General features: G+C 43.0%; 23 protein-coding genes. 18 read left to right on the top strand and 5 right to left on the bottom strand.

The genetic code is table 11. The features are described from left to right. Positions 1-16 precede the first annotated feature (16 nt). The 12 genes from pyrH (at position 17) to A7968_RS16035 (ending at position 11,542) form a co-directional block, all read left to right on the top strand. Entirely contained in the window at positions 17-766 is a 750-nt protein-coding gene (gene pyrH / locus A7968_RS16090) for a UMP kinase (protein WP_064667598.1), read from the top strand. A 50-nt stretch (positions 767-816) separates the two neighbouring features. Next, a complete protein-coding gene (gene frr, locus A7968_RS16085) occupies positions 817-1,338 on the top strand; it encodes a ribosome recycling factor (RefSeq protein WP_211183689.1) in 522 nt (173 codons plus the stop codon). Between the two features lie 81 nt (positions 1,339-1,419). Next, positions 1,420-2,199, top strand: coding sequence for an undecaprenyl pyrophosphate synthase (gene uppS, locus A7968_RS16080; RefSeq protein ID WP_064667596.1), 780 nt, complete (start codon positions 1,420-1,422; stop codon positions 2,197-2,199). Positions 2,200-2,215: 16 nt separating this feature from the next. Then, the gene (locus tag A7968_RS16075) at positions 2,216-3,082 is read left to right on the top strand and encodes a phosphatidate cytidylyltransferase (RefSeq protein ID WP_064667595.1); all 867 of its coding nucleotides are present in this window, start codon (positions 2,216-2,218) and stop codon (positions 3,080-3,082) included. Next, positions 3,079-4,284 (top strand): 1-deoxy-D-xylulose-5-phosphate reductoisomerase, encoded by a 1,206-nt coding sequence (gene ispC / locus A7968_RS16070; protein WP_064667594.1) that lies wholly within the window; start codon positions 3,079-3,081, stop codon positions 4,282-4,284. Before A7968_RS16075 ends, ispC begins: the two co-directional genes overlap by 4 nt. A gap of 1 nt (position 4,285) precedes the next feature. Beyond that, positions 4,286-5,638 carry a sigma E protease regulator RseP gene (gene rseP, locus A7968_RS16065; RefSeq protein ID WP_064667593.1) on the top strand — a complete coding sequence of 451 codons (1,353 nt, stop codon included), beginning with the start codon at positions 4,286-4,288 and terminating at the stop codon, positions 5,636-5,638. Positions 5,639-5,743: 105 nt separating this feature from the next. Continuing rightward, on the top strand, positions 5,744-8,215 hold the full coding sequence (bamA, locus tag A7968_RS16060; protein ID WP_064667592.1) for an outer membrane protein assembly factor BamA: 2,472 nt from the start codon (positions 5,744-5,746) through the stop codon (positions 8,213-8,215). A gap of 11 nt (positions 8,216-8,226) precedes the next feature. Next, positions 8,227-8,745, top strand: coding sequence for an OmpH/Skp family outer membrane protein (locus A7968_RS16055; protein ID WP_064667591.1), 519 nt, complete (start codon positions 8,227-8,229; stop codon positions 8,743-8,745). A 9-nt stretch (positions 8,746-8,754) separates the two neighbouring features. Beyond that, positions 8,755-9,792, top strand: a complete 1,038-nt coding sequence (gene lpxD, locus A7968_RS16050; RefSeq protein WP_064667590.1) for a UDP-3-O-(3-hydroxymyristoyl)glucosamine N-acyltransferase — start codon at positions 8,755-8,757, stop codon at positions 9,790-9,792. Positions 9,793-9,805: 13 nt separating this feature from the next. Then, the gene (fabZ, locus tag A7968_RS16045) at positions 9,806-10,258 is read left to right on the top strand and encodes a 3-hydroxyacyl-ACP dehydratase FabZ (protein WP_016707632.1); all 453 of its coding nucleotides are present in this window, start codon (positions 9,806-9,808) and stop codon (positions 10,256-10,258) included. A 2-nt stretch (positions 10,259-10,260) separates the two neighbouring features. Then, positions 10,261-11,031 carry an acyl-ACP--UDP-N-acetylglucosamine O-acyltransferase gene (lpxA, locus tag A7968_RS16040; protein WP_064667589.1) on the top strand — a complete coding sequence of 257 codons (771 nt, stop codon included), beginning with the start codon at positions 10,261-10,263 and terminating at the stop codon, positions 11,029-11,031. Positions 11,032-11,158: 127 nt separating this feature from the next. Then, positions 11,159-11,542 (top strand): septal ring lytic transglycosylase RlpA family protein, encoded by a 384-nt coding sequence (locus A7968_RS16035; protein WP_064667588.1) that lies wholly within the window; start codon positions 11,159-11,161, stop codon positions 11,540-11,542. On the opposite strand, the gene cydC is transcribed toward A7968_RS16035, so the two are convergent. The 5 genes from cydC to A7968_RS16010 are packed head-to-tail and all read right to left on the bottom strand — an operon-like array spanning position 11,539 to position 17,941. After that, positions 11,539-13,272, bottom strand: a complete 1,734-nt coding sequence (gene cydC, locus A7968_RS16030) for a thiol reductant ABC exporter subunit CydC (protein ID WP_064667587.1) — start codon at positions 13,270-13,272, stop codon at positions 11,539-11,541. The genes A7968_RS16035 and cydC overlap by 4 nt on opposite strands. After that, entirely contained in the window at positions 13,265-15,052 is a 1,788-nt protein-coding gene (gene cydD / locus A7968_RS16025) for a thiol reductant ABC exporter subunit CydD (protein ID WP_064667586.1), read from the bottom strand. Before cydD ends, cydC begins: the two co-directional genes overlap by 8 nt. Beyond that, on the bottom strand, positions 15,042-15,194 hold the full coding sequence (gene cydX / locus A7968_RS16020; protein WP_064667585.1) for a cytochrome bd-I oxidase subunit CydX: 153 nt from the start codon (positions 15,192-15,194) through the stop codon (positions 15,042-15,044). Before cydX ends, cydD begins: the two co-directional genes overlap by 11 nt. A gap of 12 nt (positions 15,195-15,206) precedes the next feature. After that, on the bottom strand, positions 15,207-16,346 hold the full coding sequence (gene cydB / locus A7968_RS16015; RefSeq protein ID WP_064667584.1) for a cytochrome d ubiquinol oxidase subunit II: 1,140 nt from the start codon (positions 16,344-16,346) through the stop codon (positions 15,207-15,209). Next, positions 16,343-17,941: a cytochrome ubiquinol oxidase subunit I gene (locus A7968_RS16010; RefSeq protein ID WP_064667583.1), complete on the bottom strand. Its 1,599-nt coding sequence runs from the start codon at positions 17,939-17,941 to the stop codon at positions 16,343-16,345. Before A7968_RS16010 ends, cydB begins: the two co-directional genes overlap by 4 nt. A gap of 380 nt (positions 17,942-18,321) precedes the next feature. Here A7968_RS16010 and lpxB point away from each other — a divergent pair, with 380 nt between their 5' ends. The 6 genes from lpxB to A7968_RS15980 all read left to right on the top strand — a co-directional run bounded on the left by lpxB (position 18,322) and on the right by A7968_RS15980 (position 26,326). Beyond that, complete coding sequence (gene lpxB, locus A7968_RS16005; RefSeq protein ID WP_064667582.1) at positions 18,322-19,479, top strand: lipid-A-disaccharide synthase; 1,158 nt, start codon at positions 18,322-18,324, stop codon at positions 19,477-19,479. After that, complete coding sequence (rnhB, locus tag A7968_RS16000; RefSeq protein WP_064667581.1) at positions 19,469-20,065, top strand: ribonuclease HII; 597 nt, start codon at positions 19,469-19,471, stop codon at positions 20,063-20,065. The genes lpxB and rnhB overlap by 11 nt, the downstream gene beginning before the upstream one ends. Then, complete coding sequence (gene dnaE / locus A7968_RS15995) at positions 20,065-23,556, top strand: DNA polymerase III subunit alpha (RefSeq protein WP_064667580.1); 3,492 nt, start codon at positions 20,065-20,067, stop codon at positions 23,554-23,556. The genes rnhB and dnaE overlap by 1 nt, the downstream gene beginning before the upstream one ends. 16 nt (positions 23,557-23,572) lie before the next feature. Further along, positions 23,573-24,529 (top strand): acetyl-CoA carboxylase carboxyl transferase subunit alpha, encoded by a 957-nt coding sequence (gene accA, locus A7968_RS15990; protein ID WP_064667579.1) that lies wholly within the window; start codon positions 23,573-23,575, stop codon positions 24,527-24,529. Between the two features lie 154 nt (positions 24,530-24,683). After that, a complete protein-coding gene (gene tilS / locus A7968_RS15985; RefSeq protein ID WP_064667578.1) occupies positions 24,684-25,991 on the top strand; it encodes a tRNA lysidine(34) synthetase TilS in 1,308 nt (435 codons plus the stop codon). Continuing rightward, positions 25,988-26,326 (top strand): hypothetical protein, encoded by a 339-nt coding sequence (locus tag A7968_RS15980; protein ID WP_064667577.1) that lies wholly within the window; start codon positions 25,988-25,990, stop codon positions 26,324-26,326. Before tilS ends, A7968_RS15980 begins: the two co-directional genes overlap by 4 nt. The last annotated feature ends 10 nt before the right edge of the window (positions 26,327-26,336 follow it).

Here is a 26,336-nt window from a genome sequence, read left to right as displayed (position 1 = left end):
AAGTTGGCCCAATTATATGACTATCAATCGTAAACCTATTTTTAGACGCGTTCTTCTCAAATTAAGCGGTGAAGCACTAATGGGAGACGAAGGCTTCGGCATCGATCCAAAAGTACTAGACCGTATGGCGCAAGAAATTAAAGAGCTTGTAGAACTCGACGTAGAAGTGGGTTTAGTTATCGGTGGCGGTAACTTCTTACGTGGCGGCTCATTAGCCGAAGCGGGCATGAATCGCGTAGTGGGCGATCACATGGGCATGCTAGCAACGGTAATGAACGGCCTGGCAATGCGTGATGCACTGCATCGTGCATTTGTAAATTGCCGTTTGATGTCGGCTATCCCACTAAACGGTGTGTGTGATGCTTACAACTGGGCTGAAGCAATTAGTTTACTAAAAACTGGCCGTGTGGTTATTTTTGCAGCGGGCACTGGTAACCCATTCTTTACAACCGATTCAGCAGCGTGTTTACGTGGTATTGAAATTGAAGCAGACACAGTGATCAAAGCAACAAAAGTTGATGGTGTTTATAGTGATGATCCGGTGAAAAACCCAGACGCGACACTTTATCGTCACTTGAGCTACAATGAAATCATTGAAAAAGAATTAAAAGTAATGGATCTTGCGGCATTCACATTGGCGCGCGATCATAATATGCCATTGAGCGTATTTAACATGAATAAATCAGGCGCATTAAAGCGTGTAATTATGGGCGAAGAAGAAGGCACGCTTATTTCTTCACAAGCCTCAGATGAAGTTATTAACTAGATTAGGATTGAACCGTGATAAACGATATTCAAAAAGATGCTGCAGAACGTATGCAGAAAAGTGTAACGGCACTTAGCAGTCAATTATCTAAAATCCGTACTGGCCGTGCTCATCCGGCAATCTTGGATGGCATTATGGTGCCATACTACGGCGCACCAACGCCATTAAACCAAGTTGCTAATGTAACAATTGAAGATTCACGTACTCTAGCATTAAGTGTATTTGATAAGTCGCTTGCACAAGCAGTTGAAAAAGCGATCATGGCTTCTGACTTAGGTTTAAACCCAATGTCAGCAGGTTCGGTGATCCGCGTACCACTTCCTCCGCTAACAGAGGAACGCCGTAAAAATTTAATTAAAATCGTTCGTGGCGAAGTTGAAAGCGGTCGTGTTGCAATCCGTAATATTCGTCGTGATGCCAATGGCGATGTGAAAAGCTTATTGAAAGATAAAGAGATTTCTGAAGATGAAGCGCGTCAATCTGATGATGAAATTCAGAAGCTTACCGATAAGTTCATTAAAGAGATGGATACGCAACTAGCGGCGAAAGAAGCCGAGTTGATGGAAATCTAAGCAGCTAAATAAGCTGAACTAGGGTTTAGAAATTTATTAGTTTTGAAACGCCGTCTGGGGTATACTAGGCGGCGTTTTTTTATGGAATACTCGATATTTATGGTTCTTAACGCTGATAAAATTTCCCAGCAATGTTTACCCAAGCATGTCGCTATAATCATGGATGGCAATGGTCGTTGGGCACAAGCCAAAAATAGGCCGCGCGTATACGGTCATAAAAAAGGCGTGGATGCAGTTCGTCATTCTGTACAGTTTTGTACTAAATTGAAGATTGAGTCATTGACTCTGTTTGCGTTTAGTAGTGAAAATTGGCATCGCCCAGAAGATGAAGTAAGTACCTTGATGGAATTGTTTTTGTATGTATTAAGCAAGGAAGTAAAAAAGCTCCACAAAAACAATGTAAAATTAACTATTATTGGTGACTTATCTCGTTTTTCAGAGGCTTTGCGCAGTAAGGTGGATGCCGCGCATGAATTAACGGCTAATAATACCGGTTTGCAACTCAATGTGGCTGCTAATTATGGTGGTCGATGGGATATGACCAATGCTGCTAAGCAAATAGCTAAACAAGTCGCTGCTGGGGAGTTAAACCCAGACGATATTACCGAGCAAGATATAGCTGCACATATGAGCATGCATGATCAAGCAGAACCTGATTTGCTAATACGCACAGGTGGGGATTTACGTATAAGCAACTTTTTATTATGGCAAGCTGCTTATGCTGAACTTTATTTTACCGATACGCTTTGGCCTGACTTCAACGAAGCAGCTTTTGCTGACGCTATCGCTTGTTACGTTGCCAGAGAGCGACGATTTGGTTGTACTGGCGAACAAATAAAACAATTACTCGCCGAAACCTAATTAAAAGGGTAACACTTTGCTAAAACAACGAATTTTAACCTCTTTAGTGCTGGCACCTTTGGCATTGGTATTGGTTTTTTATACTCCACTTACACTGTTTAGTTACATTGCTGGCGCAATTGTTTTATTAGGCGCGTGGGAATGGTCTGCATTCATGGGGCTGTGCGATAAAGTTAAACGTTTTTCGTTTGTGGTATTTATTGGCTTGCTACTGGTACTGCTTAATTGGCACTGGCCAATAGATGAATTGTGGACTGATGGACAGCTAGTCGGTGATGCAAATTATATCTTCACACTGTCATTTTCTTGGTGGCTTGTAGCCACTTATCTAGTGTGGCGTTATCCAGCGATGGCGAAAGCATGGAATGAAGGCATAGTCATGCGCGCTATTGCGGGGATCCTAACCTTAGTGCCTTTATGGCTTGCGCTAAATACACTGCGCAGTGCCAACTATGAGCAATCAACACACTTCGGCTCGATGTTAATTTTAGTGGTGCTAGGCATTGTATGGAGTGCTGACATTGGCGCGTACTTTACCGGTAAAAACTTTGGCAAACATAAATTAATGCCCAAAGTAAGCCCAAATAAAACCATTGAAGGTCTTGCTGGCGGCGTTGTCGCAGCCGTGATTTTTGTATTAGCTTTTTGCCATTTCACCGATGTTGATATGTCTGTATGGCCAATTTACGCTATTATGACCATGTTTATTGCCTTGTTTTCTGCTATTGGTGACTTACTTGAAAGTATGTTTAAGCGCGAAGCTGGCTTAAAAGACAGTGGCTCATGTTTACCTGGCCATGGCGGTATATTAGATCGCCTCGACAGCTTAACTGCGGCCGCGCCCATTTTTGTATTATGTTACGCATGGACTCTTAGTCTATGAGTTGTAAACAACAACTAGTGATCTTAGGTGCAACAGGCTCAATTGGTTTAAGCACTTTAGATGTTGTCGCGCGCAATCAACAACAGTTTGCAGTATTTGCGCTTGCAGCGGGTAGTAATAGCGAATTAATGGCGCAATTATGTATTAGCCATCAACCACGCTATGCTGTGATGGCCGATGATCACGCTGCCAGCCAATTAAGCCAGTTACTAGCGAGTAGCGGTTGTAAAACAATAGTGCGCAGCGGCGTTGCCGCGATGAGTGAACTAGCTGCACACCCAGATGTTGATGCGGTGATGTCTGCGATTGTCGGTGCTGCAGGGCTAATACCTACATTAAGTGCAGTAGAAGCCGGAAAAAAAGTATTATTAGCCAATAAAGAGTCCCTGGTTATGTCAGGGCAGTTGTTTATCGATAAAGTTAAGCAACATAAAGCCACTTTATTGCCCATTGATAGCGAACATAATGCTATATTTCAGTGTCTACCAACTGCACTGCAAGGCTCCAAAGGCGATGCAAAGCTGCATGAACACGGCGTCAGTAAAATTTTATTGACTGGCTCTGGCGGGCCATTTTTAACTCGTGATATCGAGACCTTAAAAGATGTGACTGTGGCACAAGCCGTGGCGCATCCTAATTGGTCAATGGGGCAAAAAATTTCGGTTGATTCGGCCACTATGATGAATAAAGGCTTAGAGTTTATTGAAGCCAAATGGCTATTTAACTGCGCTGCTAAAGATATTGAAGTGGTGATCCACCCGCAAAGCATTATTCACTCAATGGTACAGTACCAAGATGGCTCGGTATTAGCGCAAATGGGCAACCCTGATATGCGTACTCCGATCGCCCACGCTTTGGCTTACCCTGCTCGTATTGATGCCGGAGTAACACCGCTTGATTTTTCAGCCCTTGCTGATTTTACCTTTACCAAACCTGATTTTGCTCGTTACCCTAATCTGCAACTGGCTATCGCAGCTTGCGAAGCTGGGCAGGGGGCAACTACCACCGTCAATGCGGCAAATGAAGTTGCTGTAAATGCATTTTTACAAGGGCAAATCGGCTTTACCGATATTTACCACATTAATGCACAAACTCTTGACAATACAATCGATGTCAACGTACACACACTGGATGAAATCCTTGAGTGTGATCGTTTAGCTCGACTTCAAGCAACACAACTTATTGCAAAGGTGAATCGCTAATATGTTCGATTTTCTGTGGAATTTAGGCTCTTTTATTTTAGCACTGGGTATTTTGGTTACAGTACATGAATACGGGCATTTTTGGGTTGCCCGTAAAGCGGGTGTCAAAGTGTTACGGTTCTCAATTGGTTTTGGTAAGCCACTGATAAAATGGCATGATAAGTACGACACTGAATACGTTATTGCTGCAATCCCACTGGGTGGCTATGTAAAAATGCTTGATGAGCGCGTTGATGACGTGACAGCTGAGCAACGCCATTTATCATTTAACGCTAAATCAGTACAAGCGCGGATCGCGATTGTTGCCGCAGGGCCTATGGCAAATTTCATCTTTGCTATTTTTGCTTTAGCTGTGATGTACATGGTGGGTGTGCAATCAGTTAAACCGGTTGTTGGTACGATCACAGAAGGTAGCCGAGCAGAGCAAGCTGGCCTTATGCCAAGTCAACATATTGTCAAAATTGGCGACGATAATATTGCTACTTGGCAAGATGCTACGTTTGCATTAATGGCAAGTTTAGGTGAAAAAAGCGTGACTGTTACTGTGCGCGATGAACAATTTCAAGAGCAGCTGAAAACACTCGATATTGATGGTTGGAAGTTAGACCAGCAAGATGTGCCGCCATTAGCCTCATTGGGCATTGTCCCATTTCGTCCGCAGGCGACGTTAACGGTTGCAACTGTTTCTGCTAATTCTGCCGCTGCCGCAGCTAATTTACAGGCGGGGGATGAAATTATCGCAGTAAATGGCGAAACAATGACCGATTGGACTCAATTAGTTAATGTTATTCAGCAATCCGCTAACAAATCATTACAATTTAGTGTAAAAAGGCAAGATACTATAGAACGTATAAACGTCACGCCACAAGGGCAGCGTAATAACGACGGTCAGTTACAAGGCTTTTTAGGTGTCGCGCCTGTGGTTGAAAAGTGGCCAGATGGTTACATTGAAACTAGACATTATGGCCCACTCGATAGTATGGTGCTGGGCGTAAGTGAAACATGGCGCTTGATCAGTCTAAGTTTTGATATGATTGGCAACTTAATTACTGGTCAAGTATCAGTGAAAAATTTAAGTGGTCCGGTTGGTATAGCTGTCGGTGCGGGAACGAGCGTAAGCTATGGCTTAGTGGCATTTTTAAGCTTCTTAGCATTGATCAGTGTAAACTTAGGCGTATTTAATTTATTGCCGTTACCAGTACTTGATGGTGGGCACTTAATGTATTACATAATTGAACTTTTTCGTAGAAAGCCGGTCTCTGAAAAGACACAAGAATTTGGTTTTAAAGTGGGTGCCTTGTTACTCATTTTTCTTACATGTTTCGCTTTGTTCAATGATGTATCGCGATTATAAGTAATTGCGACAGTCTCGAATTAAAAACACGATTGTAAAACACCGTTAAAGTATAGTTTTAAGGTGTTGAGCGGTAATACCGTTGTAAAGGATAAAGATAATAAAATGGCTATAAAAAAACATTTGGCAGTAACAAGTTTATTAGGCGCTAGCTTTGCAGCCCTAGGCCAAAACTCCTTTATTGTTGACGATTTAAAAGTTGAAGGCTTACAGCGCGTAGCGTTGGGAGCGGCATTAACACATATCCCGATTAATGTGGGTGACAGTGTTGATGACTACACAATTTCAAAAACGATTAAGTCTTTGTATAACTCAGGCCACTTTGACAACATCAAGGCGCTACGTGATGGCAACAATGTTATTTTCAGAGTAACAGAGCGTCCAACAATCAGTATTATTGAGTTTGAAGGCAATAAAGACATCAAAGATGAGCAGCTAACTCAGTCGCTTGATCAACAAGATATTCGCCAAGGTGAACCGCTTGATAAAACAGTGGTTGATAACATTGAGAAAGGCTTAATTGAGTTTTTCCACAGTATTGGTAAATATAACGCTAAGATTGATGTCAGCATCACTAAATTGCCGCGTAACCGCGTTAAGCTCAAGCTTGAGTTTGATGAAGGTGACGCTGCATCAATTCGCCAAATAAACTTAGTTGGTAATGAATTGTTCAGCAACGAAGATTTACTTGCGCTTGCCGAATCACAACAAGATTTACCGTGGTGGCAGTTTATGGGCAGCGATCGCTACCAGAAACAAACCATTGAAGGCGACCTTGAAAAAATCCGTAGTTTCTATTTAGACCGTGGTTATTTACGTTTTAATATCGATTCAACACAAGTATCAGTGAGCCCAGAGCGTGAATCGGTTTATGTTACCGCGAATATCACCGAAGGCGTTAAATACAAAGTTAAAGGTTTTGACTTCATTGGTGATTTACTTGGCCGTGAAGAATTAATCAAAAGTGTTATTCCACTGCGTGCCGGTGAGCTTTACAATGGCTCAGTGGTGACTTCGTCAGAAGAGTTTATCAAAAGCTATTTAGCACGTTTTGGTTATGCCAACGCAGAAGTGCGTACTATTCCTGAAATAGACGACGAAAATAAAGAAGTTCAGTTAACCCTATCAGTGAATCCGGGGCAGCGCGTTTATGTTCGTCGTATCATTGTCGGTGGTAACCAAAATACCGCGGATGAAGTACTACGTCGAGAAATGACGCAGTTGGAAGGTGCGTGGCTTTCAAACCAAAACCTAGAACGTTCAAAATTACAAATTCAGCGTCTTCCTTATATGGAAAGCGTTGAATTTAATGTCGTGCCAGTGCCGGGTGTTGATGACCAAGTAGACGTCGACTTTACCGTAAAAGAGCAATCAGCAGGTAGCTTTAATGCAGGTCTTGCTTATGGTTCATACTTAGGTCTGCAATTTAATATTGGTGTGACTGAGTCTAACTTCTTAGGTACTGGTAACCAGATTGGTTTTAACATCAATACGTCACGTGGTTCTGAGCGAGTGAGCTTATCGTATACTGACCCTTACTTTACCCCAGATGGTGTATCGCAGGGCAGTAGCATCTTTTACAGTAACTACGATGCAAGTAAATTCAGCCTTATCGATTATAAATCGAAGAGCTATGGTATTGGTACTAACATCGGCTTCCCAATTGATGCGGTAAACCGTATTAACTTTGGTGTGCGTTGGATACAAGAAGAGTTGTCTGAAATTGCAGAATACGAGCAAACGCGTGTAATGCGTGAGACCTTCTTAGATCCAAATAACCCAGATGCTGGCTTTGACTTTACTAAGTACGAGCTGAGTGTAGGTTGGTCTCGAGTGACTGTAAACCGTGGTTTATTCCCAACGGCAGGTTCTCGTCAAACACTTAATTTAACCGGTACAACGCCTAATTCAGATTTAACTTATTTCAAACTAAATTATGACTCACGTTTTTACTGGCCGATCAGCGATAACCATCGTTGGGTGTTCTCAACACGTGCCGCACTTGGCTATGGTAATGGTTATGGTACAACCAATGGTTATGACCAAACTCTGCCATTCCAAGAATATTTCCGTATAACGGAAATGGAACTACGTGGTTTTGACCGTAATACCATATTGCCGCGTGCTATTTCTCGTACGCCACAATTAATTCCTGGTACCCCATTGCCAGATGGTACCTTGACTGGCAGTATAGGCGGCGCGCCTGAGTTTGATGTACTAACACCACAAGGGCGTATTGGTGGTAATGCTAAGGCTGTTGCGGGTATGGAATTAATCGTACCAACACCATTCTTAGATGAAGATAACACCAGCTCTGTACGTACTAGCTTCTTTGTTGATGCTGCAAACGTATGGGACACCGAATTTAACGTTGACCGTTATCAAAATTTAGGGCCGGATGAACGCGCTAAGCTTGAGGATTATTCAGATCCGATGCGCTTTAGGGTTTCAACCGGTTTATCATTGCAGTGGATCTCACCTATGGGTCCTATGCTGATCAGTTTTGCGTATCCATTGCAACAAGAAGAAGATGACGATACGAAGACCATCAGCTTTAACATTAGTAATACATTCTAAAGGAGTTTTTTGTGAAAAAATCATTTAAATCATCGGCAATCGCCATTTTAGCAACACTTATGATGGGTACTTCTGTAAGTGCTTTTGCACATAAAGTTGGTATTGTAGATATGCAAGAAATCTACAAACAAATTCCACAAATGGCAAAGGTTGAGCAAACGTTACAAGCTGAGTTTGCAGAGCGTCGCCAAGAGCTAGAAAAACTACAAGGCGATATTCGCTTTGAAGCAGAAAAGTTTAAACGTGAAGCTACAACTATGAGCCAAGCGCAAAAAGATGCGTTACGTGAAAAAGTAGAAGGCATGCAAAAAAATCTTGCTGAAAAAGGTCGTCCTTTAGAGCAAGAAATTAAAGTACGTCAAAACCAAGAGCTTGCTAAAGTACAAGGTATTATCATCAAAGCAATCGAAGATATTGCTAAAGATGGTAAATACGATGAAGTTAAAGTTAAAGATACGACTATCTACTTTAACCCGAAAACAGTTGTTGATTTATCAAGCAAAGTTGTTGATAAAGTAAGTAAGCAATAGAACTGATATATGCATAATTATACGCTTTCGCAGATTGCGGAACTTCTAAGCGCCGAACTTGATGGTGATGGCGCTATAGAAATCTCAAAAATAGCTACACTTGCAAATGCCCGCTCTGGGCATATTGCATTTTTAGCGAATAAGAAATATCGCTCACAATTAGCAGATACTCAGGCCAGTGCCGTGATCTTATCAGCCGCTGATGCACCGTATTACCAAGGTAATAAGCTGATTGTTGCAAACCCCTATGTTTGTTACGCAAAATTAGCGCAGTTACTGGATACTACACCACGCTCGGCATTAGCCGGGGTTCACCCAAGTGCAGTTATTCACCCGCAAGCTACAGTAGCCAATACTGCTGCGATTGCTGCGAATGCTGTAATTGAAGCCGGTGCTGTGATTGGCGATAACGTGCAAATTGGTGCAAATTGCTTTATTGGTGAAAACACTAAAATTGGCAGTGGCACAAAATTATGGGCAAATGTCAGTATTTATCACGACATAGAGATTGGCAGTGATTGTTTATTCCAATCATCAGCAATCATTGGCAGTGACGGTTTTGGTTATGCTAACGACAAAGGGCAATGGATAAAAATCCCTCAGCTCGGTCGTGTTATTATTGGTGATAAAGTAGAGATTGGAGCCGGTACTGCGGTTGACCGTGGTGCGCTTGACGACACTATTATTCATAGTAACGTGATTATCGATAATCAATGTCAAATAGCTCACAATGTAGAAATTGGTTCAGGCACAGCAATTGCCGGGTGTACCGTGATAGCTGGTAGTACCACTATTGGTAAAAACTGCCAAATTGCAGGGCTTGTCGGCATAAATGGTCACATAGATATCTGTGATGGTGTTATACTTACGGGTATGAGCATGGTAACTAAAGCGATTTCAGAACCGGGTGTTTACTCTTCTGGGTTGCCACATTCTTCCAATAAAGAGTGGCGTCGTAACATTGCTCATTTACGTAATTTGCCAGAGATGAAAGTCCGCCTTAAAGCGCTAGAGACTCTGACTAAGTCATTAAACGTTGATAATTGATAAGGATGCTATTTTGGCAAACGAATTAAATAGCCTAGATATACAAGAAATTTTAAGTTTACTTCCGCATCGTTACCCGATGCTACTGGTTGACCGTGTACTTGATTACACCCCAGGTGAATCATTGCATGCGATTAAGAACGTAACTTTTAACGAACCTATCTTTACTGGCCACTTTCCAAACCAGCCTATTTTTCCAGGTGTATTAATTTTAGAAGCCATGGCGCAGGCAACCGGTTTATTAGGTTTTAAAACAGTCGAAAATCGCAGTGAAAATGAGCTATATTTATTTGCAGCGATAGATAATGCGCGTTTTAAACAACCAGTTACTCCTGGCGATACTATGCATTTACATGTACAGTTTTTAAAAGAGCGCCGTAATATCTGGAAGTTTGCTGCTGAAGCAAAAGTCGACGGCAAAGTAGTATGTAGTGCCGAAATTATGTGTGCGAGAAGAGAGCTTTAATTGTGATCCATCCTACAGCTATAATCGAACCAGGTGCAAAGTTAGGCGATAATGTCTCAGTTGGGCCGTATAGCTACATTGGCAACGATGTAGTGATTGGCGATAACTGCATTATTGAATCTCATGTGGTGGTCAAAGGACCATCAACAATTGGTTCTGGCAATCATATATTTCAATTTGCGTCTGTAGGCGAAGCGTGCCAAGACAAAAAATACAATAATGAGCCAACAACACTAATCATTGGTGATAACAATGTCATTCGTGAATGTGCCACTATTCATCGTGGTACTATTCAAGATCAAGGTGTTACTAAGATTGGTAGCAACAACTTGTTTATGGCATACACTCACGTAGCGCATGATGCGGTGATTGGCGATAACGTTATTTTTGCTAATAATGCGTCTGTAGCAGGGCATGTACATATTGGCGATTGGGTTATTCTTGCAGGAAACTCAGGTATTCATCAATTTTGTAAAGTGGGGGCACATGCTTTTGTTGGTATGTATTCTGGCGTCAACAAAGATGTACCACCATTTGTAACAACCATTGGTACGCCTGCGGGCCCAGTTGCAATCAACACCGAAGGTATGAAGCGCCGTGGTTTTGAAAGCGATGAAGTGATGGCAACGCGCCGTGCTTACAAAACACTTTACCGTAAGAGCTTAGGTGTAGAAGACGCACTTGCGACCTTGAGTGAAGATGCTGCTAAGTACCCAGCGGTACAAATGATGATTGATTTCGTTAAAAATTCTGAGCGCGGTATTATTCGTTAATAATGTGCTCTATTAAAAAAGCCACCGATTATGAACAATAATCGGTGGCTTTTTTGTTTTGTAGCAGTTAATTCAGTTGCAGCTCAGTTGATACTTGCTACCTTTATGCGTACTAAAGGAGCGTTGAATTTTGATTAAACCACTTTTAATTAGCTTATCTTTGGCTATTTTAGCAGGCTGTAGTAGCTCGCCTGCAAGTTATTCTGATGCAAATACAGGCATCACAGAGCAGGGTAAGGCCAGTTTTTATGCCGATAAATACCATGGCCGACTGACCGCAAGTGGTGAAAAGTTTGACCAACAAGCCATGACGGCCGCACATCAACGGTTGCCATTCAACACTAAGGTGAGAGTCACAAATACTGCAAATAACCGCTCAGTAGTCGTTAGAGTCAATGATCGCGGCCCTTTTGTTCGCGGCCGCATCATCGATTTAACTAAGCATGCGTTTGAGCAACTCGCAGAGCCTAGCGCTGGAGTTATTAACGTAACTATTGAAGTGATTGATTAAAACCGTGTGATCAAGTTTACGTAATCACGGTGCTCTGCTAATAGTTGCTGATGCGTTGCAACTGCTTTTACTTGCCCTTGATCTAACCAAATTACGTTATCCATATTAGCAAGTAAGGCCGGATCATGAGTTATGCTGATCACAGTACAATGCTGCATACTGGTTAATATCGCATCCATAACTTGATGTTTAGATTGATTGTCCAGTCCCTCGGTCGGCTCATCTAATACCAAAATAGCTGGCGCACGAAGGAGTGCTTGCGCTAACGCTAATCGCCTTGATTGTCCTCGCGATAAGCTTCTACCACCTGTACCTAAGCGAGTATTTAAGCCTTGCTTTAAGTCCTTTATCCAATCAGCAAGTTGTGCTTGTTGGCAAGCAGCAAGCATTTGTTCTTTGCTTGCTGCTGGGGCGGCATAACGTAAATTATCAGCAATTGTGCCATCGAAAATATGGTGCTGTTGGGCAACAATATTAATAAGTTCGCAACGGTTTTGCTGGCTAATAGTGTCAATCGCAATGGTTTTATCAGGTGAGGTTAGGTTTATTGTTCCGCTTTGCTGCGGCCATAAACCACTGAGTAAATTAACCAAGGTGCTTTTACCGCTGCCACTTTGGCCGACAACAGCCACTTTTTGCAGTGCTAAGATTGTTAGGTTGATATCATTTAGTGCATAGCTACCCGGATGATAACAGTAGCTTAGCTGTTTAAACTCAAGTCCTAAAGGTTGCACTGTCATTAATTCATTAGTGCTGTTAGTCGTAGAGGGCAGTTTATCCTCTAAATCAAAAATACGTTTTGCTGCGCTCAGTGCCACTGGCAATTGAATAAAGGCATTGGGCAGTGTTAACACGGTTTCAAAGCTGGCAAGTACAAACAAACTGAGCATGGCTAATTCAACATTCACCATAGTGCCGTTATAAACCAGTGGCGCAACTATCACGATGGCGCCCAGCATGCTCAATTGCACTACCAGTAGTGATAAACCATTACTGGTTGCCTCGGCATTGTGGCGAGTAAATAATTGCTGATTATAGCGCTCACTGGCTGTACGACACTGTTCAACCTGTTGCTCAGTGGCTTGATAAATAGCAAGCTCTCTGAGTCCGCTTAGAGTGTCAGATAACTCAGCGCGCAAGCTGGCTGAATATTTTGCTTCAAGTGCAGCGGTTTGTTGTAGTTGTTTACTTAACATTACAGGTAGTAGCACGCCCACAAGCAGCAGTGCAATAAAGCACAGCAGTGCCACATTAGCGTTATATACACTCATAAATATCAGCACAATTGGCACGCTTACAAGCGCAACAATCATAGGTAGTAACACGTTCAGATAAAACTTATCGAGTGCTTCTACATCATTTTGCATTCGGTTGAATAGATCGGCGCTGCGGCTCATCGCTAAATCAACATTACTTAGTTTGCTTAGCGTGTTAAAAACACTGACACGAATTTCACTTAACAGTAAAAAAGTGGCGTTGTGGGTTACCAATCGCTCGCCGTAACGAGAGGCGGTTCTTACGATTGCCAAAAATCTAATAGTGCCGGCTGGTGTAAAGTAGTTCATATGTACGCCGGCTAACCCAGCTGCCGCCATGGCGGCTAAAAACCAACCCGAAATAGCCAGTAGTGCAACGTTTGCCAGTACGGTCAGAGTTGCCAAGAAAGCACCTAGTAACATCGCGCCTAGGTGTGGCTTACATAATTTAAGTAAGCGCATAAAGTCAGCCATTTTGTGTGCTCCTTGCATTAACTAAATCAAACAGTGCGCCATGCTGATTGAGCAAGCTTTTAAAGTCGCCTTGTTCAATCACACTGCCATCTTTCATTACCAGTATTTGTTTGGCGTGCTCGATAGTATTTAAGCGATGGGCGATCACCACAACAAGGTGATCCTGCGCATATTGATTAATCGCTGTTTGCACTAGTTGCTCAGTTTGGCTATCAAGGTGTGCGGTGGGTTCATCAAGCACTAAAATGGGCGCTTGTTTTAAAAATGCCCGCGCTAAAGCAATGCGTTGCTTTTGCCCGCCAGAGAGCCCTTCGCCTTGCTCACCAATGTGAGTATCAAAGCCCTCTGGTAATGCATTTATAAACTCAAGAGCGCCAGCTTGCTTGGCTGCGGCTGCTAATTGTGCGGCTGTGGCATCTGGTTTTGCCAGTAATAAATTGGCCTTGATAGTGGTGAACAACAATGTTGGCTGTTGTGGGATCCAAGCAATATGTTGCTGCCACTGGCTAATATTAGATTGGGTGAGCTGCTGTTGATTAACTGTGATGGCTGCGATCACTTGTGGGTGAAACCCTAATAAGCAATCCAGTAAGGTACTTTTACCAGCGCCACTTTGACCAACGATGGCATATAAGCCGGTGCCAGCAAAAGTGAGGTTAATATTGTTAACGCCTTCATTGCTGTCTGGATAATGAAAGTTTAAATTGTCGATCCGCAGTTGTTCAATACGCTCAAGGGTTAATGGAGAATACTCGTTGTGCCGAGTTGACGATTCATTATCGCTACCGGGAATTGGCTCATTCAATATTTTTAGCATATCAGCCGCAGCACTTATCCCCTCTAACTTGGCATGGTAATGACTACCCAATTGCCGCAGCGGTAAATAAAACTCAGGAGCCAGTAATAGCACGACAAAACCAGTCGCAAAGTCTAAGGTACCAAAAAATAGCCGGAAACCGATGATCACAGCTACTAGGGCAACGCTTATCGTGGCTAAAAATTCCAGCGCAAAGGACGACAAAAATGCAATTTTTAATACACTTAACGTTGCATGGCGAAAATCATCGGAGATTTTCGCGATTTGTTTTAGTTCACGTTTTGTAGCATTAAATAATTTAAGCTGCGTAAGCCCTTGTAGGCGATCAAAAAAGTAATTACCCAGCACAGCCAGTTGCTGCCAGCGTTGTTGATTAAGTTGCTCAGCTTGGTGGCCAACTAAAATCATAAAGAACGGAATAAGCGGTGCGGTAAATAAAAAGATCAAACCCGCTTTCCAGTCCGTGGGGAAAATCACCATCAAGATAGCGAAAGGGATCAATGCGCTGTACGCCACACTAGGGAGGTAATTGGCGTAATAATCGTGTAACGCTTCAACACCGTTATGTAAGGTATTTAAGGTTGCGCCATGGCCGTGTTGCTCAATATAGCTTGGCCCAAGTAATGTGAGTTTTTCAAGTAAGGTATGGCGCATTGCGGTTTTGATTTTAAGTGCAGCCTTGGCGCTGAGCCGCTGTGAAAATCCAAGCAAGACAGCACGGCCTAAGATCAGTGCTGCTAATGGCCAAAGTAAAGGGGTGATGGTTGTTAAATCCGCCTGTTGAAACATCACTAAATGAATCGAGCGGGCCACCAAATAAGCGCTGGCAATCATCAATAGGGTATTAAAAGTGCCTAGTGCAATGCTTATTTTTAATAGGCTACCAGCGTGTTCAGAATGAGTTTTTAAGAACGCGCGCAACGTCGTTTGTTGCGCGCGATTTGGTCGGGGGTTAGTCGTCATTTTGGCGATTAAGCCTATCGTGTAATTCTTGTTCGTCGTCAGCGATACTGTCTTTGTTTTGACCAAATTCGTACCACATAACGTTGATCACACCTAATGTACAGGCTAATAAAACACCGAGTATCCAAGCAAAATACCACATAGTTAAATCTCCTTAGTAACTGCCATGGCTATTATTTTCAATTTCTTTCACGGTTACTTTGCGCCACATTTTTACATAACACCACGTGGTGTAGAATAAAATAATAGGGACAAAAATAACAACCGCAACAAACATCACATTCAAGGTCATATGACTCGATACGGCATCCCAAATTGTTAAGCTAATATCAGGGAAGTTACTTGATGGCATAATGAACGGGAACAGTGACATGCCCGCAGTTAAAATGACGCCAGCAAGCATCAAGCTAGTACAAATGAGCGCTAAAGCTGGCTTGTTTGCTTTTGATAATAACCACGCCGCGGCGGCCATAACAAAAGCAATGACAGGGAATGCAATACTTAATGGGATAGCTTGGTAATTATTTAACCAAGCACCAGTTGCCGTGGTAACTGTTTTATCAAGTGGATTAGCAAAGCCTTGTTTATCGCCCATAGAAACAATTTGATAACCATCAAGATTGGCAACCCAAATACCAGCAAGGGCAAATAACACAATAAATACCAGGAGCGCATAACGGCCATATTGCGCCGAGCGACGAGCTACATCGCTATCAGTACGCAGTTGCAACCACATGCCGCCATGGGCAAGCAACATAGAGATGCTGATCAATCCGGCTAATAAGGCGAATGGATTTAATAATGCAAAAAAAGATCCCTGATAAGTGGTTCTAAGGTATTCATCAATGCTAAACGGTACGCCTAAAAACAGGTTACCAAACGCGACCCCAAATACCAGTGCAGGAATGGCACTGCCAGCAAATAAGCCCCAGTCCCAATTGTTACGCCAGCGCAGTGAATCGATTTTACTGCGATAATCAAAACCTAATGGTCTAAAAAATAGCGCAAATAACACCAACATCATGGCAAAGTAAAAACCCGAGAATGCCGCTGCATACACCATCGGCCAGGCTGCAAATAAAGCGCCCCCAGCGGTGATAAACCATACTTGGTTACCATCCCAATGTGGGCCTACCGTATTGATCACCACACGGCGCTCGCTATCGGTTTTCCCCACCAGTTTGATAAGCATAGCCACACCCATGTCCATGCCATCGGTGATTGCAAAACCAATCAGTAGTACACCGATGATCACCCACCAAAGTAGCTTTAACGTTTCATAATCGAAAATCATGATTTTGCTCCTTGCTCGTCAGTTATTTGGTCGTGATTTATATGTTCATCGTGCTCAAAGTGATACTTACCAGTGTGCAATGAGCTTGGGCCTAGCTTCACAAAGCGCAGCATCAACCAGCCTTCAACGATAGCAAGACCAGTATAAAATACGATAAAGCCAGTTAAGCTGATCAATATATCATTGACAGTCAGTGACGAGGTGGCCAAAAAGGTCGGCAGTATTTCTGAGATAGCCCAAGGCTGACGGCCATATTCTGCTACTATCCAGCCAAACTCTATAGCTATCCATGGCAGAGGAATGCTGAACACTGCGGCCCATAATAACCAGCGCTTTTGTTCAATAACACGGTGTGCATTGTAATAAAATGCCAGGATGAAGACGATTAACATAATCATTCCGCAGCCAACCATGATTCTAAATGACCAAAACATCGGGCCAACTTTAGGGAATGAATCTTTCACCGCTTGTTGAATTTGCGCTTCAGTCGCATCAACCACATTTGGCGTATAACGTTTTAGTAATAGGCCGTATCCCAAGTCGTCTTTAAGATCATTAAATTTAGCAATATTTTCAGGTGTGTCATCACCACCGCGTAGCTTTTCAAGGTATTTATAAGCAATCATACCGTTGCGAATACGCACTTCGTGTTGGTCTTCTAAATCATTGATGCCAGTAACTTGCTCATCTAACGAACGAGTAGCGATTAAGCCCAGCGCATAAGGAATTTTAACTGCAGCGTGAGTCACTTGTTCATCAGAATCAGGAATACCTACCAACGTAAACGCGGCTGGGGCTTCTTCGGTATGCCACTCAGCTTCTATGGTTGCCAGTTTTACTTTTTGTACTTCGCCTACTTCATAACCAGATTCATCACCAAGTAAAATAACGCACAGGATTGACGCTAAACCAAAACCAGAGGCAACAGAGAATGAACGTTTAGCAAAGGCAAGATCGCGCCCTTTTAAGATGTACCAGCTACTTATACCCAAAACAAACATAGACGCAGCAACATAACCGGCAGATACGGTATGAATAAACTTAACCTGCGCAACCGGGTTAAATACCAGCTCTGCAAAACTAGTCATTTCCATCCGCATTGTTTGGTAGTTAAACTCCGCACCTACTGGATTTTGCATCCAACCATTGGCGACTAAAATCCACAGTGCCGACATGTTGGTACCAATCGCCATTAAAAAGGTAGCGCCAAGATGCTGGCGTTTACTGAGACGTTGCCAGCCTAAAAAGAACATACCGACAAAGGTGGATTCTAAGAAGAACGCCATTAGCCCTTCAATCGCAAGGGGGGCGCCAAATACATCGCCCACATAATGAGAGTAATAAGACCAGTTAGTACCAAATTCGAATTCCATGGTCAGGCCTGTCGCGACTCCAATGGCAAAGTTGATCCCAAATAATTTACCCCAAAACTTGGTCATGTCTCGGTAGATCTCTCGACCGGTCATCACATAGACCGACTCCATGATCACTAAGATCCAGGTCATTCCTAGGGTCAGTGGTACAAATAAAAAGTGAAACAGGGCGGTGACAGCAAACTGTAATCGCGATAGATCCACAAAGGTTTCATCTATCATTTTTTATAGCTCCTTGTATGTGCGGGCGAGTCACAAAACAAATAAAGTAAGCAAAAGTTATTTAATAAACTTTCAGTAATTATTGAAAGTTTATGCAGTATTAACTTTTGCTTAATTTTTGTCAATCACAAAATGGGTAAATCTTCTGTCTCTTTTGTGTTTATTGCGACGCGTAGAGTTAGCTTTAGTAAGTGAAACACAGAGTTTAAATATTTGCCAATTTATGTTTGAAAAACAGACGAATAGTTTTAATTGTATCAGTAAAGGTACATTGGACAATGTTTCTATAATTTATTCAAGTTGTGTCATTTAATCGCATTAAAAAACACGCTAGACTAAGGCGTATGACTGTCTTGTTGACTTGCGAATAAAAAACACCCATGAATAAAGATAAACAACCTCTGCGTATTGCCATTGTAGTTGGAGAGCTCTCCGGTGATATTTTAGGCGAAGGCCTAATAAAAGCGTTAAAAAAACGCTACCCGGATGCCATTTTTGAAGGTATCGCAGGGCCAAAAATGCAGGCGCAAGGCTGTAACAGTTTGTTCGATATGGAAGAACTTGCCGTAATGGGGTTAGTTGAAGTATTAGGGCGATTACCGCGATTATTAAAGATCCGCAAGCAACTAGTGCAACATTTTATTGATAACCCACCAGATGTTTACATAGGCATTGATGCCCCTGATTTTAATTTACGGGTTGAAAAACCGCTCAAAGATGCCGGGATCAAAACGATTCAGTATGTGAGTCCTTCAGTATGGGCATGGCGCGAAAAGCGTATCCATAAAATTAGTGCCGCCACCAATATGGTATTGGCGTTATTACCGTTCGAAAAAGCCTTTTATGATAAACATAATGTGCCGTGTACATTTGTCGGTCACACACTCGCTGATGATATTGCACTTGAGCATGATGACAGTGCCGCGCGCGTGCAGCTAGGTCTACAGCAAGATGATAAAGTACTGGCACTATTACCGGGTAGCCGTGGCTCAGAAGTAGGATTACTCAGTGAAACTTACCTTAAAACGGCAGCAGGCTTACAAGCTAAAAACCCTGATTTAAAAATAGTGGTGCCGCTCGTTAACGAGCAACGTAAAGCGCAGTTTTCAGCTATTTTGGCAGCGACAGCGCCACAACTGAATATTCAATTGTTAGATGGTCAATCAAATCTTGCTATGCAAGCGGCAGATGTTATTTTAATTGCTTCAGGTACTGCGACCCTTGAAGGCATGCTGTATAAAAAGCCGATGGTGGTCGGGTATAAAATAAAAGCCCTCAGTTACTGGATATTTAAAAGCTTATTCACTTTTAATATTAAATACTTTTCACTGCCAAACTTATTAGCAGACGAAGAGTTAGTGCCTGAGTTTATGCAACATGATTGCAGTGTTGAAAACCTTACGAATGCTCTTGAACCGATGCTAAATAGTGATAATAAAGAATTAAAAGCTCGCTTTTTAGCTATCCATCAACAAATACGCTTAAACGCCAGTGAGCAAGCAGCAGCGGCTGTTGCGGAGATTATAAATGCAAATTGAACGACCTAACCTCGCGCTTATCGCAGGTGTTGACGAAGTCGGCCGTGGCCCATTAGTGGGTGATGTAGTGACTGCTGCGGTGATACTGGATCCTGCAAAGCCAATTGCAGGTCTTGCTGATTCAAAAAAATTGACCGATAAAAAACGCCAAGCACTAGCAATCGAAATTAAAGAAAAAGCCCTGTGTTGGTCAATAGGTCGTTGTAGCCCGACAGAAATAGACGAATTAAATATTTTACACGCGACTATGCTAGCTATGACTCGCGCGGTTGATGGGTTAAGCACCACGCCGGAATTTGTATTTGTCGATGGTAATCGCCTCCCAGTACTTACTATGCCAGCGCAAGCAGTCGTAAAAGGCGATAGCTTAGTCGCTGAAATTTCAGCAGCCTCAATATTAGCTAAAGTAGCCCGTGACGATGAAATGATTGAACTGGATAAACGCTACCCACAGTATGGGTTTGCTGGACATAAAGGTTACCCAACCAAGGCGCATTTTGCGGCACTTGAGCAATATGGTGCTATTAATGAGCATCGCAAAAGTTTTAAACCAGTACAACGTGTGCTGGCGATGCAGGAGCAGTAATGGCAGCGCCAGATTTTGTCCACCTGCGGGTTCATTCTGACTTTTCAATGGTCGATGGTTTAGCGAAAACTAAACCCATAGTAGCTAAAGCGCAAGAGCTGCAATTGCCTGCATTGGCAATTACCGATCAAATGAATTTATGTGGCTTAGTGCGTTTTTATGATTCAGCGCATAATGCCGGTATTAAACCCATTGTTGGTGCTGATTTTTGGCTGCACAGCCCTGAGTTTCCTGAAGCGCCGTGTCGGTTAGTTATTTTAGCCAAAGACAACGTCGGCTATAAAAACCTTACTCTGTTGATTTCAAAAGCGTATCAGCGTGGGCACTTATTTCATCGCCCAGTGATTGACCGAGATTGGCTTATTGAGCACAAAGAGGGGCTAATTTTACTCTCTGGTGCAAAAGACGGTGACTTAGGTAAAGCGCTATTAAAGGGGAATCCTGCCACCGTTGAGTCGGTGGTCAGTTTTTACAAACAGCATTTTAGTGATAACTACTACATTGAACTGATCCGAACTAAACGTACGCAAGAAGAAGACTATTTACACTTAGCTGTTGAACTTGCAACGGTTGAACAGCTACCGGTGGTTGCCACCAATGAAGTGGTCTTTCTTAAACCAGAAAATTTTGAAGCACACGAAATCCGCGTAGCAATTTTTGACGGCTATACGCTCGATGACAAGCGCAGGCCAAAACGTTTCTCTGAAGAACAATACTTAAAAACCCCAGAGCAAATGGCTGAGCTATTCAGCGATATCCCAGAAGCGCTGCAAAACAGTGTGGAAATCGCCAAGCGTTGTAATGTGACGGTGCAGTTAGGGACGTACTTTTTACCTGATTACCCAACAGGCTCATTAAAAATTGAAGACTTCTTAGTTAAAGTTTCAAAAGATGGCCTAGAAGAGCGGCTACAGTTTTTATTCCCCGATGAAGCAGACCGTGCAGAAAAACGCGTTGAATACGATGAGCGTTTACAAATCGAGCTCGATGTAATCAACCAAATGGGTTTCCCCGGTTACTTCTTGATCGTAATGGAGTTCATCCAGTGGAGTAAGGATAATAATATTCCTGTAGGGCCAGGGCGTGGTTCAGGTGCAGGTTCACTCGTGGCTTATGCGCTGAAAATTACCGATCTCGACCCGCTTGAATTTGATTTACTTTTCGAGCGATTTTTGAACCCTGAGCGGGTATCAATGCCGGATTTCGACGTCGATTTCTGTATGGATAGACGTGATGAAGTAATTGATCACGTATCGGCGCTCTATGGCCGAGATGCGGTATCACAGATCATCACCTTTGGTACTATGGCGGCGAAGGCGGTAATACGCGATGTTGGCCGGGTGCTTGGTCACCCTTATGGATTTGTTGACCGTATTTCAAAATTGATCCCGGGCGACCCTGGCATGACGCTAGCAAAAGCGTTTGATGTAGAGCCACGTCTGCAAGAAGCCTACGATGGCGACTCAGAGGTTAAAGATTTAATCGATATGTGTCGCATCCTCGAAGGGTGTACGCGTAATGCTGGTAAACATGCCGGTGGTGTGGTTATTTCACCGACTACCATTACTGATTTTGCTGCGCTGTATTGTGACGATGAAGGTAAGTTTCCGGTTACCCAGTTTGATAAAAATGACGTTGAAACAGCAGGTTTAGTTAAGTTTGACTTCTTAGGTCTGCGGACCTTGACCATCTTACAGTGGGCCGTTGATATGACTAACGAGCGCTTAGCCCGAGAGGGAAAAGAGCCGATAGACATCAACACCATTGCACTGGACGACCAAAAAAGTATCGACCTACTGCTAAGAGCCGAAACTACCGCAGTATTCCAGCTCGAATCCCGTGGTATGAAAGACTTAGTAAGGCGCTTAAAGCCCGACTGCTTTGAAGATATGATAGCCTTGGTTGCCTTGTTCCGACCAGGACCTTTGCAATCGGGCATGGTAGATAACTTTATCGACCGAAAACTGGGTCGCGAAGAAATCTCTTACCCCGATGCGCAGTACCAACATGAAAGCTTAAAGCCGATTTTGGAGCCGACTTACGGCATTATCTTGTATCAAGAACAAGTAATGCAGATTGCACAGGTATTAGCAGGTTACACCCTAGGTGGCGCCGACATGCTTCGTCGTGCAATGGGTAAGAAAAAACCAGAAGAGATGGCCAAGCAGCGTTCAACCTTTGAAGAAGGTGCGCGAAATAACGGTATTGACGGCGAACTAGCGATTAAAATCTTTGACTTGGTAGAGAAGTTCGCAGGTTACGGTTTTAACAAATCTCACTCAGCAGCCTATGCGTTAGTGTCGTATCAAACGTTGTGGATGAAAACCCATTACCCTGCTGAATTTATGGCGGCGGTGATGTCTGCGGATATGGATAACACCGAAAAAATCGTTACCCTAGTGGATGAATGTGAGAATATGAAACTCACATTATTACCGCCAGACGTAAACGCCGGTGCGTATAAATTTACTGTAAACCTTAAAGGTGAAATTGTTTACGGTATTGGCGCGATCAAAGGGGTCGGTGAAGCACCGGTAGACGCAATTTTAGAAGCGCGCAGCAATGGTGGGCCATTTAAAGACCTGTTTGATTTTTGTGCGCGGGTAGATTTAAAGCGTATCAATAAGCGCGTAACCGAAAAACTGATTTATGCAGGGGCACTTGATCAACTCGGTCCTGAAAAAACACAGCCAGCTCGAGCTACGTTATTAGCAAGCTTACAAGATGCTATGCGTGCGGCAGATCAACATAAAAAAGCAGAGTCGCTAGGGCAAAGCGATTTATTTGGTCTACTTGCTACAGAGCCTGATGAAGTTGAACAAGCCTTTATAAAAGCCACACCACTGACTGATAATCAATGGCTTGATGGTGAAAAAGAAACCTTAGGTTTATACCTAACGGGGCATCCGATAAATCAGTATCGAAAAGAGCTGAGATATTACACCAGTGGCCGATTAGTGGATTTACAACCAACAAATCGGGACGTGCAATCTACCGCCGCAGGCCTTGTAATAGCAGCACGTACACTAATCAATAAAAAAGGAAATCGTTGGGGACTGGTAACTTTAGATGACAAGAGTGCCCGTATTGATGTACGCTTATTCCCAGAACAGTTTGAAATGTACCAAGATATGCTGCAAATCAACAATATCTTGGTAATATCTGGACAGGTCAGCTTTGATAACTTCTCCGGTGGTATTACAATGACCGCCAGAGACATCTGCACCATCGCGCAAGCGCGAGAAAAACGGATTAAAGCGATTAAAATGACGCTGAATATGGTGCAAATCGAAGCGAACTTCTTCGATAATTTACAAAAAGTACTCGAACCTTATAAGTTTGGTACTTGTCCGATTAAGGTTTACTACCAGCGTCCAGATGCGCTGGCACAGTTAACTCTCGGGACAGAATGGTGTGTTACGCCTAGTGATGACTTAATTCATAAGTTATCGTTAATGGCGGCGCAAGATGTAGAACTAGAATTTAACTAATTAGGTAGTTTAGAGCATGAGCCTCAATTATCTTGATTTTGAGCTTCCAATCGCAGAATTAGAAGCAAAAATTGAAGAGTTACAAAATATAAGCCGCGCTGGCGATTTAGACCTTGAATTAGAAGAGGAAGTCAGCCGATTAAAAGAGAAAAGTGCCAAAATGAAAGAGGAAATATTCTCTAAGTTAGGTGCTTGGCAGGTTTCTCAGTTAGCCCGTCATCCGTTGCGTCCTTATACTCGAGATTATATCGAGCGTATTTTCACGGAATTTGATGAGTTTGCTGGCGACCGTACTTTTGCAAATGATCCGGCAATTTTAGGCGGTGTTGCACGTTTTGAGGGCCAACCAGTGATGGTTATTGGTCAACAAAAAGGCCGCGATACCGCTGAAAAAATCAAACGCAACTTTGGTATGCCAAAGCCTGAAGGTTACCGTAAAGCATTACGCTTAATGGAAATGGCTGAGCGTTTTAAAATGCCAATCATGACCTTTATCGACACGCCGGGTGCATACCCAGGTGTTGGCGCTGAAGAGCGCGGTCAATCTGAAGCAATCGCACGTAACCTTAAAGTAATGGCCGCATTAAAAGTGCCAACCATTTGTACGGTTATTGGTGAAGGTGGCTCAGGTGGCGCACTTGCCATTGGCGTAGGTGATCGCGTTAACATGTTGCAGTACAGCACTTACTCGGTGATTTCACCAGAAGGGTGTGCATCAATTTTGTGGAAGAGCGCCGACAAAGCGCCTCTAGCTGCAGAAGCAATGGGCGTAACCGCCGAGCGTGTTAAAGAGCTTGATTTGATCAACAGCTTAGTTGAAGAGCCATTAGGCGGCGCACACCGTAACTACGACGGTATGGCGCGTAACCTTAAAAATCAACTTAAGCGTGACTTAGCTGATTTACAGGCACTATCACTTGATGAAATGCTTGATCAACGCTACAAACGTTTAATGTCATTTGGTTATTGTTAATAGCTCATTGATGAAAAAAAGCCGCTTTTGCGGCTTTTTTGTTTTAAAATGCTTGAGAGCTAGGAGCTAGGAGCTAGGAGCTAGGAGCTAGGAGCTAGGAGCTAGGAGCTATTCGGCTTAAGCTAATCAACCACCTATTTAGCGATTTTAATTCATGCATGCAACGTCTTTATATCAGCAAGTAAAAAACATCATCACACCTTATGTAGCAGAGCATCAATGTGCTTTTACAATAGCGCTTTCAGGTGGTGTTGATTCGGTGGTATTAATGCATGTTATGAATGCGCTTAAAGCTGAGATGCCACAGTTGCAATTAACCGCTGTCTACGTGCATCATGGTTTAAGCCTGCACGCTAATGAGTGGCAGGCATTTTGTGAACAGCTATGTAATGAGCTTGCTATTACATTTTATGCTGCACAGGTAAAAATTGACCGCAAAACCCGCACTAGTTTAGAACAGCAAGCACGTGACGCTCGTTACCAAGCACTTGATCAACTCAGTCCAAGTGGCAGTATTATTTTGCTCGGGCAACACTTAAATGATCAACTCGAAACGTTTTTACTGCGCCTAAAGCGCGGCTCTGGTTTGCAAGGCTTAACTGCAATGCGGCAAACGCGTATGCTTAGCTCTGGTCGAGAATGTTTAAGGCCACTGCTAAATGTTACTCGTCAAAATATTGAGCAATTCGCAGCAGATTTTAACTTAGAACATATTACTGACGACTCAAATTGTGATGAACGCTTTGACCGCAATTTTATTCGCCAGCAAATTATGCCACTATTGAGTGCGCGTTTTAAAGGGTTTGAAAAAAGTGCCGTGCGCAGTGTGGGGTTATTACAACAGCAACAAGACCTGCTCGACGAATACACGCAATTAGATTTACAACGATGCCAAAATAGCCAGCAAGGTTTAAGTTGTTTAGCGCTTGCAAACTACAGTGCAGCGCGCCAAGCCAATGTGTTGCGTTGTTGGCTTGAGCAATTTACAGCCTTGATGCCATCGCAACAGCAAACCTTACAAATACTCAACCAAGGTCTAACCGCACAAGCTGATGCCCAGTTACTTATTCAGTTAGCGCACGGACAAGTGCGTCGTCATCAACAGTTTTTATATTTTGTGCGTGATACCGAAGTGCCACAAAGCCAATTAGTAACCGATGCAGAGCTGTTACTGTCTGATGGACGCAGTTTGGTTCAATTAACGGGTGAAGGGATAAGAAAACCACTGCCTAATGAACAGGTCACGGTGCATTTTAACCGCCCACAAGCACGTATTAAACCACTTAAAAAACCGGGCCATAATACGCTCAAACATTGGTTTAAAGACGCTAAAGTAGCACCTTGGCTGCGTGCTAATGTACCGCTAATTTTTTATAATGAACAATTAGTTTATGTTGTTGGGCATTTTATAAGTGCTGAACACTATCAACAAGAAGGTATATTTTGGAACATAAAGACATGAGCAAGCCACAGCCCCATGTTGGCTTATCGCTTGTAAACAAAGCACCATTAGGACTTGTGAGCACAACACTTATCGCGATAGCTGCGACATTTTTGTTTGAATTACCGCTCTCAACACTTGCCTATGCCAGTGCGGGTGGATTTCTTTGCTCGGCAATATTGATTGCTTATTGGTTAGGTAAAGGCGGGGTATTTTTTATTATTGGAGTAAGTATTCCATTATTAATGGTTATTGTCATGCCATTAGCCACCATGGCTGCTTTGTTGTATCTAATTAGTGGCTTCTTTTTTGGCTTTTGCTTAGCGTTACTCGGCTATAAATTACTAGCCCGCTAACTAAATTGTA

This window comes from Pseudoalteromonas prydzensis (assembly GCF_001661495.1).
Lineage (GTDB): Bacteria > Pseudomonadota > Gammaproteobacteria > Enterobacterales > Alteromonadaceae > Pseudoalteromonas > Pseudoalteromonas prydzensis.
Note: the sequence above shows the minus strand (reverse complement) of the source record. Positions and strands in the feature narration are given on the sequence as shown.

Excerpts from the sequence above, each read along its gene's own strand:
- lpxD (WP_064667590.1), top strand. The coding sequence starts at position 8,755 with ATGCATAATTATACGCTTTCGCAGATTGCGGAACTTCTAAGCGCCGAA.
- dnaE (WP_064667580.1), top strand. The coding sequence starts at position 20,065 with ATGGCAGCGCCAGATTTTGTCCACCTGCGGGTTCATTCTGACTTTTCA.
- cydD (WP_064667586.1), bottom strand. The coding sequence starts at position 15,052 with ATGACGACTAACCCCCGACCAAATCGCGCGCAACAAACGACGTTGCGC.
- accA (WP_064667579.1), top strand. The coding sequence starts at position 23,573 with ATGAGCCTCAATTATCTTGATTTTGAGCTTCCAATCGCAGAATTAGAA.
- frr (WP_211183689.1), top strand. The coding sequence starts at position 817 with ATGCAGAAAAGTGTAACGGCACTTAGCAGTCAATTATCTAAAATCCGT.
- A7968_RS16010 (WP_064667583.1), bottom strand. The coding sequence starts at position 17,941 with ATGATAGATGAAACCTTTGTGGATCTATCGCGATTACAGTTTGCTGTC.
- ispC (WP_064667594.1), top strand. The coding sequence starts at position 3,079 with ATGAGTTGTAAACAACAACTAGTGATCTTAGGTGCAACAGGCTCAATT.
- rseP (WP_064667593.1), top strand. The coding sequence starts at position 4,286 with ATGTTCGATTTTCTGTGGAATTTAGGCTCTTTTATTTTAGCACTGGGT.
- cydX (WP_064667585.1), bottom strand. The coding sequence starts at position 15,194 with ATGTGGTATTTTGCTTGGATACTCGGTGTTTTATTAGCCTGTACATTA.
- tilS (WP_064667578.1), top strand. The coding sequence starts at position 24,684 with ATGCATGCAACGTCTTTATATCAGCAAGTAAAAAACATCATCACACCT.
- rnhB (WP_064667581.1), top strand. The coding sequence starts at position 19,469 with ATGCAAATTGAACGACCTAACCTCGCGCTTATCGCAGGTGTTGACGAA.
- A7968_RS15980 (WP_064667577.1), top strand. The coding sequence starts at position 25,988 with ATGAGCAAGCCACAGCCCCATGTTGGCTTATCGCTTGTAAACAAAGCA.
- cydB (WP_064667584.1), bottom strand. The coding sequence starts at position 16,346 with ATGATTTTCGATTATGAAACGTTAAAGCTACTTTGGTGGGTGATCATC.
- bamA (WP_064667592.1), top strand. The coding sequence starts at position 5,744 with ATGGCTATAAAAAAACATTTGGCAGTAACAAGTTTATTAGGCGCTAGC.
- lpxB (WP_064667582.1), top strand. The coding sequence starts at position 18,322 with ATGAATAAAGATAAACAACCTCTGCGTATTGCCATTGTAGTTGGAGAG.
- uppS (WP_064667596.1), top strand. The coding sequence starts at position 1,420 with ATGGAATACTCGATATTTATGGTTCTTAACGCTGATAAAATTTCCCAG.
- pyrH (WP_064667598.1), top strand. The coding sequence starts at position 17 with ATGACTATCAATCGTAAACCTATTTTTAGACGCGTTCTTCTCAAATTA.
- cydC (WP_064667587.1), bottom strand. The coding sequence starts at position 13,272 with ATGGCTGACTTTATGCGCTTACTTAAATTATGTAAGCCACACCTAGGC.